A 6,000-nucleotide genomic window follows, 5' to 3' on the forward strand; every position below is an offset into this window, starting at 1 on the left:
ATCCCCCTTCAAGCAACCCGGGATGCCGGCCCCGCCCCGGGCTGACCAGAACGCTGCCGAGGCGCTGCGGCGCATTTTCTCCCGCCGCGATCCCGCCCAGGCGGGCAGCGTCCACTTGATCGGATTGGAAAGTCTCCGCGCCCGGCTGGGCGGACGGTGGGGAGCCGTGGCCGACCGGGTGCACATGCTGACGATACGGCTGCTGGAAAGCCATCTCTGCCCCCATGACACCTGGTTCCGCCATGATGGCGAAGCCTATGTGGTGGTGTTCGCCCAATTGGGCCCCGAGCAGGCGCGGCTGATCTGCGCCAAGGTGGTGGAGGAATTGCAGATCATGCTGCTGGGCGAAGCTGATACCGCCAGCATAATGGTGCGCACCGCCATGCATGAGATCGGGTCGGAGGTCATGCTGGTGCCTACCAGCCTCAAGCAGATGCTGGACAAGACCTCCAGGCAACTGGCGCAGGAAGCGCACGAAGCGGAGCAGACAAGCGCCGGCCTCGACCGGCCTGCCGGCGTCCGGACCCGGCGCGCCGAGGATGCCGGGCCGATCGAGGTGCGCTACCGTCCGGTGTGGGACGTCAAGCAGCAGGTCCTGTCGGTCTTCATCGCCCGCTCCGGCCGCATGCGGGCGGGCCGTTGCCCGCTCTGGGGCTATGACGGGTTGCAGGACCCGGAAGACCCGCAGCAGATTCTGGACATGGACCTGCATCTGATCCAGGAGGCGGTGAGCGAGGCTACCGAGCTTTACGAGAACCGGTTCCGCTTCTTCCTGTCGGTGCCGATCCATTTCGAGAGCCTGGCTGTCCTGGCACGCCGCCGGGAGATGGTGGCCGCCCTGCAGGACATTCCCGTGCATATGCGCAGCCTCATGACCTATCACCTCTGCGGTGTGCCGGCGGGCGTGCCGATCGGTCGCCTGGCCGAGATGGTGAGCACCCTGCGCCCCTATGGGCGCACCGTGATGGCCGTGGTCGATCCCGGCGGCAACGACTTGCCCACCCTGGCCGCCGCCGGCGTGAAGGTGGCCTGCGTGCTGCTGCCGCCCGGTTGCTCGGCCGACCGCTATCGCGCCGACCTGCTGCGCTTTGGCGCCATCGCCGCCAAGAACCGGCTGCTGACGTCTGTGGAAGGCGTGGACAATATGGCCATGGAGGCGCTTTGCGAAGAGGCGGGCATCAGTTTCCTGTCGGGTGACCTGATCGGAGGCTGGACCGAGGTGCCCGAACATGCCGTCCGTCGCACGCTGGCCGATTTCCAGCGTTGATCGTCAATCTTGGCAGTGGCTCCACATTACCCAAGTGACACAGGCTTTCTCCTCGCGCGGAACGTTAATTACCTTGCCTGCCACAGGCGGGCCTATCCTGGCCGTTCCTTCAGGCATCCTTCAGACGCCCCTTTAGAATCTCCGCCAACCTGCGGTTCTGCAACGACGACAAAATGGGTCGGGTCTCAGCATTGCGTACCCCCAACTGCCGCGTCCAGGTGGCACCGGGAGCGTCGGGCGGCTTATGCGGCTACGGGCATCGTGGTAGAATGCCGCCATGCTGCGCCCCGACTTCCTTCCCGCCGAACGGCTTGACGAACGCCGGACGATGCAGTCCCGGCGATACGAGCATCACGGCATGGCCGCCGCCTATTACCGGCGCGATGGCGGCGGTGAGGAACCGCTGGGGCCCAACCCGGTGATGCCGGCCTTCCAGTTCGTCATTCCACTGATCACCATGCCCGCCCATGGCGGCTGGATGGATGGCAGGCGGATCGAGCTGCCGGCCCATGCCGCCGGTGCGCCGGGCTTCTTCGACTGGCGCCGCACCTGGGCGGCCGATCTGCGCGACCCGTTCGAGGCCCTGGTGCTGGTCATCCCGCAGGCGGCGATGGACGAGTTGACCGACAGTCTGGGCGGGCGGCGCATCACCCGTTTCGACTGCCCGGCGGAGCAGGAAACCAGCTTCGACCCGCACGCCTTTGGCTTGGCCCAGGCGCTGCTGCCGCTGCTGAGCCATCCGCATGAGGCCGGTGCGCTGTTCGCCGATTACATCTTCGGGGCCTGCCGGCTGCATTTCGCCGTCACCTACGGCGGCCTGCGCGTGTCGGAGGCGCGGCGCACAGGCCGGCTGGCCCCCTGGCAGGAACGTCGTGCCACGGAAATGATGCTGGCCGACCTTGGCGCCGATATTTCCGTGGAGGTGGTAGCCGCCGCCTGCGGCCTGTCGGCCCGGCATTTCGAGCGGGCTTTCGCCGTCAGCTTCGGCGCCCCGCCCCACCGCTGGCGCCTGAAACAAAGAGTGGAACATGCCCGCCATATGCTGGAGGAAGGGGACGAGCCGCTAGCCCTGATCAGTGCGGTTTGCGGCTTTGCAGACCAGAGCCATTTCACCCGTGTCTTCCGACGCTTCCATGACGTGCCGCCGGCAACCTATCGTCGGCAGCGGCGATTATAGAACGGCGCCCGCGTTCTAAAGATGGCGCCTTCCTTCAAGACGAGGTCAAATGCCAATCCTACCTTCCATGATGACAATCCCGATCATCACGGAAGCGACCATGCGTTACCGCATCTTCGGCCGGACCGGCCTGCGTCTGTCGGCGCTGGCGTTGGGCACCGGCAATTTCGGCACGGGCTGGGGCTATGGTGCCGACCGCGACCAGGCCGCCCGCATCTATGACGCCTATCGTGCCGCTGGCGGCAATTTCATCGACACGGCCAACAATTACCAGTTCGGCCAGTCCGAAACCCTGGTGGGCGAGTTCATCAAAGCCGAGCGCGACGAGATCGTGCTGGCCACGAAATTCTCGCTGGGTGCCGCCCATGACAGCGGCCTGATGGCCACCGGCAACAGCCGCAAAGCCATGGTCCGGTCGGTGGAAGCCAGCCTGAAGCGGCTGGGCACCGATCATATCGACCTGCTGTGGGTGCATATGCCCGACGGGGTGACGCCCGTGGAGGAGATCATGCGCGGCCTGGACGACCTGACGCACAGCGGCAAGATCCATCATGCCGGCCTGTCCGACTTCCCCGCCTGGCGCGTCGCCACGGCGGCCACCCTGTCCGACCTGCGCGGCTGGACCGGGGTGGTGGCGGTGCAGATCGAATACAGTCTGGTGGAACGCACGGCGGAGCGCGAATTGCTGCCCATGGCCGATGCGTTCGGCCTGGGCGTCGTCGGCTGGTCGCCCTTGGGCGGCGGGCTGTTGACCGGCAAGTACCGGCGCGGGGAGAAGGGCCGGGCGGAAGGACTGGGTGTGCTGACCCATGCGGAAAGCGATGCGCGCAAAACCGGCACCGTCGATGCGCTGCTGTCCGTGGCCGATGAACTGGGCGTCACGCCGGGACAGGCGGCCATCGCCTGGGTCATGGCGCGCGGCGTCACTCCCATCCTAGGTCCGCGCACGGCGGAGCAGGCGGCGGACAATCTGGCGGCGGCGGGTATCGTCCTGGAGCGGGAACAGATCGCCCGGCTGGACACGGCCAGCGCTACTCCCCTGGGCTTCCCGCACGAGATGCTGGCCGATGCCGGCGTGCGCAACCAGTTGGCGGCCGGCAAAACCGACCTGATTGACATGCCGGCACGCACGGTACGGTAAGAAAGAGAGAGTTCACATCATGGGTAAACTGCTTGTCACTGGCGCCACCGGCCATCTGGGTCGGCAGAGTATCGAATTCCTGATGACCCGCGTGCCGGCCGACCAAGTGGCGGCGCTGGCCCGAGACCCGGCCAAGGCCACGGACCTGACGGCGCTGGGTGTGGAGGTGCGCCAGGGCGACTATGCGGACCCCGCCTCCCTGGAACGTGCCTTTGCCGGCATCGACCGGCTGCTGATGGTATCGACGGTGATGTTCACCGACACGATCACCCATCACCGCAATGTCGTGGCGGCGGCCAAGGCAGCCGGGGTGGGCCACATCGTCTATACCGGCATCCAGCGTCGCGAGGGGTCCGGCTTTGCCATCGACATGGTGACGGAAACGGATATGGCGACGGAGGCGGCCCTGCGCCAGTCCGGCCTGGACTGGACCATCATGCGCAACACCCTGTATCTGGATTCCCTGCCTCTGATCCTGGGGCCGAAGGTACGGGAATACGGGTTCCGGGTACCGGCCGGTGCGGCTGCGGCTGCCCTGGGAGCGCGGCGGGATTTCGCGGAGGCCAATGCCGCCGTGCTGACCAGCGATGGGCATGCGGGACGCATCTATACACTTGGCGCCAGCCATGCCCAGTCCTTCGCCGACATGGCTCGGAAGTTGGGTGTGCCCTATGCAACAGTGGACCGGGAGAGTTTCATCGCCGAGCGTCTGACCGATGGCTTGCCGGCACCAGCCGCCGGCTTTCTATGGCAGTGGGGCAAGGCCGTGGCCGTGGGCGAATTCGCGGAAGTCACAGGCGATCTGGAGCGGCTGATCGGGAAGCCTCCTGCGGACACGACAATTTTCCTGTCGCAGATATACGGCCTTTGAAATCAGGCCTGTGAGCTTCACGGCGATCGGGCGTAGATGAATAGGCGTGGCGACGCCATCATTCCTATGGAGCGCTGATCTATCTGGAGCGGCTGCCTGAACGGGCCACGGGCCGGGACGCCCCAGCCAACTGTCCGCCGTCGGGCCCCGTCGGCATATCCACCGGATGCGGCTCATGGCGCCGACGATCAACAGCTTGCGAATGTCGTCCTGGCCCATTCGGCTCATGCCGCCGAGCCGTGGCTTACCGCCGGACGACAATTGCTTGGGCACCAGGCCGAGCCAGGCGGAAAAGTTCCGGCCGTCGGCAAAAGTCCGCAGATCCGGCGCAAAGGCCGCAACCGCCCCTGCGGTGACCGGCCCGATGCCCGGAATGGTGCAGAGGCGCCGCAGGAACGCATCCGTCCGCGATGCCAGGTGCAGACGCTGAACCAGCTCATCGATCCTCAGCGTCAGGGCCTTGTCTGATCCAGGTAGAAGCCGGCCATTTCCCGGACGATGGCGGGCACTTCGCAGCTTTCGTCACCAATCACCTGCTCCAACTGCTTGATGTTGGCGGCTCCGACCGGTGCGACCACGCCGAATTCCGCCAGATGGCCGCGCGGGGCGTTGATCAGTTGGGTCCGCTGCCGCACAAAGCATTGGCGCGTGCGAAAGGCGACCGCCCGCGCCTGATGTTCGACATCCTTCACCGCCACGAAATGCAGGTTCGGACGGCGGGCCACCTCCGCGATGGCCTCGGCATCCGCCGCGTCATTCTTCTGCCGCTTGGCGACGGCTTCACATAGATCGGCGGGATCAGTCGCACCTCGTGCCCTGCCCCCTGGGCGACGCGGCCCCAATGATGGCTGGTGGAACAGGCCTCCATCGCAACGATGCAGCGGGGCTGTCCTGCCAGAAACTCTATCAGCTTCGATCGCGACAAAGGTCGGTTGAACAACACCTTGCCACCAGCATCCGTCCCACAGACCTGGAAATGCCGCTTACCCAGGTCAATCGCCAGCAAATGTGTCGCCTCCATGATGACCTCCAGTGTGACGCCCGTCGGAAACCAAAATCTGGAAACCAACCGTCCCCAGGTGAAGGGGGCATCCACACCATCAGTTCAGTATCTGGCCGAACCATGTCCGTGAGACGTGCCAGCGCGTAGGCGCGCTGGTAGTCATATCCGACATCGCCGGTACCACCGCCCGTTCGACGCCGAGTGAGCAGCCGCTTACCGTTAATAATCTACATTTGTTGAAGTTTTTCTTGCTGATCAGCCATCATTTATGGTACCGGCAGTAGTGCTTGCGGAATTGGTGCAATCATTATTGAAAATTTGCAATAACTGCATCAAGTTCTTGAAAGAACCGCTGATTCATTTTGATCGCGTTTGTTTAGCGATGAGGCTAGGGGTACCTTCTCGCAAGTACGGGTCGCCACTGGCAAATGGATGCCGCAGGCCCGGCCGTCCAAGGGTGAGAAGTTTGACCGCCCAAGAGCAGTCTTTCCTTTCTGATCGCCGTCTTGAAACACATCTCGCTGCGAATGTTTCGATGATC

At 64.8% G+C, this 6,000-nt stretch carries 5 protein-coding genes and 1 pseudogene; 4 read left to right on the plus strand and 2 right to left on the minus strand.

Going from position 1 to position 6,000, the window contains the following annotated elements:
* Positions 1–22: 22 nt before the first annotated feature.
* The 4 genes from ACM9HJ_RS27230 to ACM9HJ_RS27245 all read left to right on the plus strand — a co-directional run bounded on the left by ACM9HJ_RS27230 (position 23) and on the right by ACM9HJ_RS27245 (position 4,456).
* Positions 23–1,267: a hypothetical protein gene (locus ACM9HJ_RS27230; RefSeq protein ID WP_416574937.1), complete on the plus strand. Its 1,245-nt coding sequence runs from the start codon at positions 23–25 to the stop codon at positions 1,265–1,267.
* Positions 1,268–1,544: 277 nt separating this feature from the next.
* Positions 1,545–2,444, plus strand: coding sequence for a helix-turn-helix domain-containing protein (locus ACM9HJ_RS27235; RefSeq protein ID WP_416574938.1), 900 nt, complete (start codon positions 1,545–1,547; stop codon positions 2,442–2,444).
* 100 nt (positions 2,445–2,544) lie between these two features.
* Positions 2,545–3,585, plus strand: coding sequence for an aldo/keto reductase (locus ACM9HJ_RS27240; RefSeq protein ID WP_416574939.1), 1,041 nt, complete (start codon positions 2,545–2,547; stop codon positions 3,583–3,585).
* A 19-nt stretch (positions 3,586–3,604) separates the two neighbouring features.
* A complete protein-coding gene (locus ACM9HJ_RS27245; protein ID WP_416574940.1) occupies positions 3,605–4,456 on the plus strand; it encodes an NAD(P)H-binding protein in 852 nt (283 codons plus the stop codon).
* 219 nt (positions 4,457–4,675) lie between these two features.
* On the opposite strand, the pseudogene ACM9HJ_RS27250 reads toward ACM9HJ_RS27245, so the two are convergent.
* Positions 4,676–4,972: pseudogene (locus tag ACM9HJ_RS27250) on the minus strand (transposase); the annotation flags it as partial.
* The gene (locus tag ACM9HJ_RS27255; RefSeq protein WP_416574941.1) at positions 4,909–5,181 is read right to left on the minus strand and encodes a hypothetical protein; all 273 of its coding nucleotides are present in this window, start codon (positions 5,179–5,181) and stop codon (positions 4,909–4,911) included. The pseudogene ACM9HJ_RS27250 and the gene ACM9HJ_RS27255, both read right to left, overlap by 64 nt.
* Positions 5,182–6,000: the final 819 nt, after the last annotated feature.

The sequence above is a fragment of the Niveispirillum sp. KHB5.9 genome (assembly GCF_048066115.1).
In the GTDB taxonomy this organism is placed as follows: Bacteria; Pseudomonadota; Alphaproteobacteria; order Azospirillales; family Azospirillaceae; genus Niveispirillum.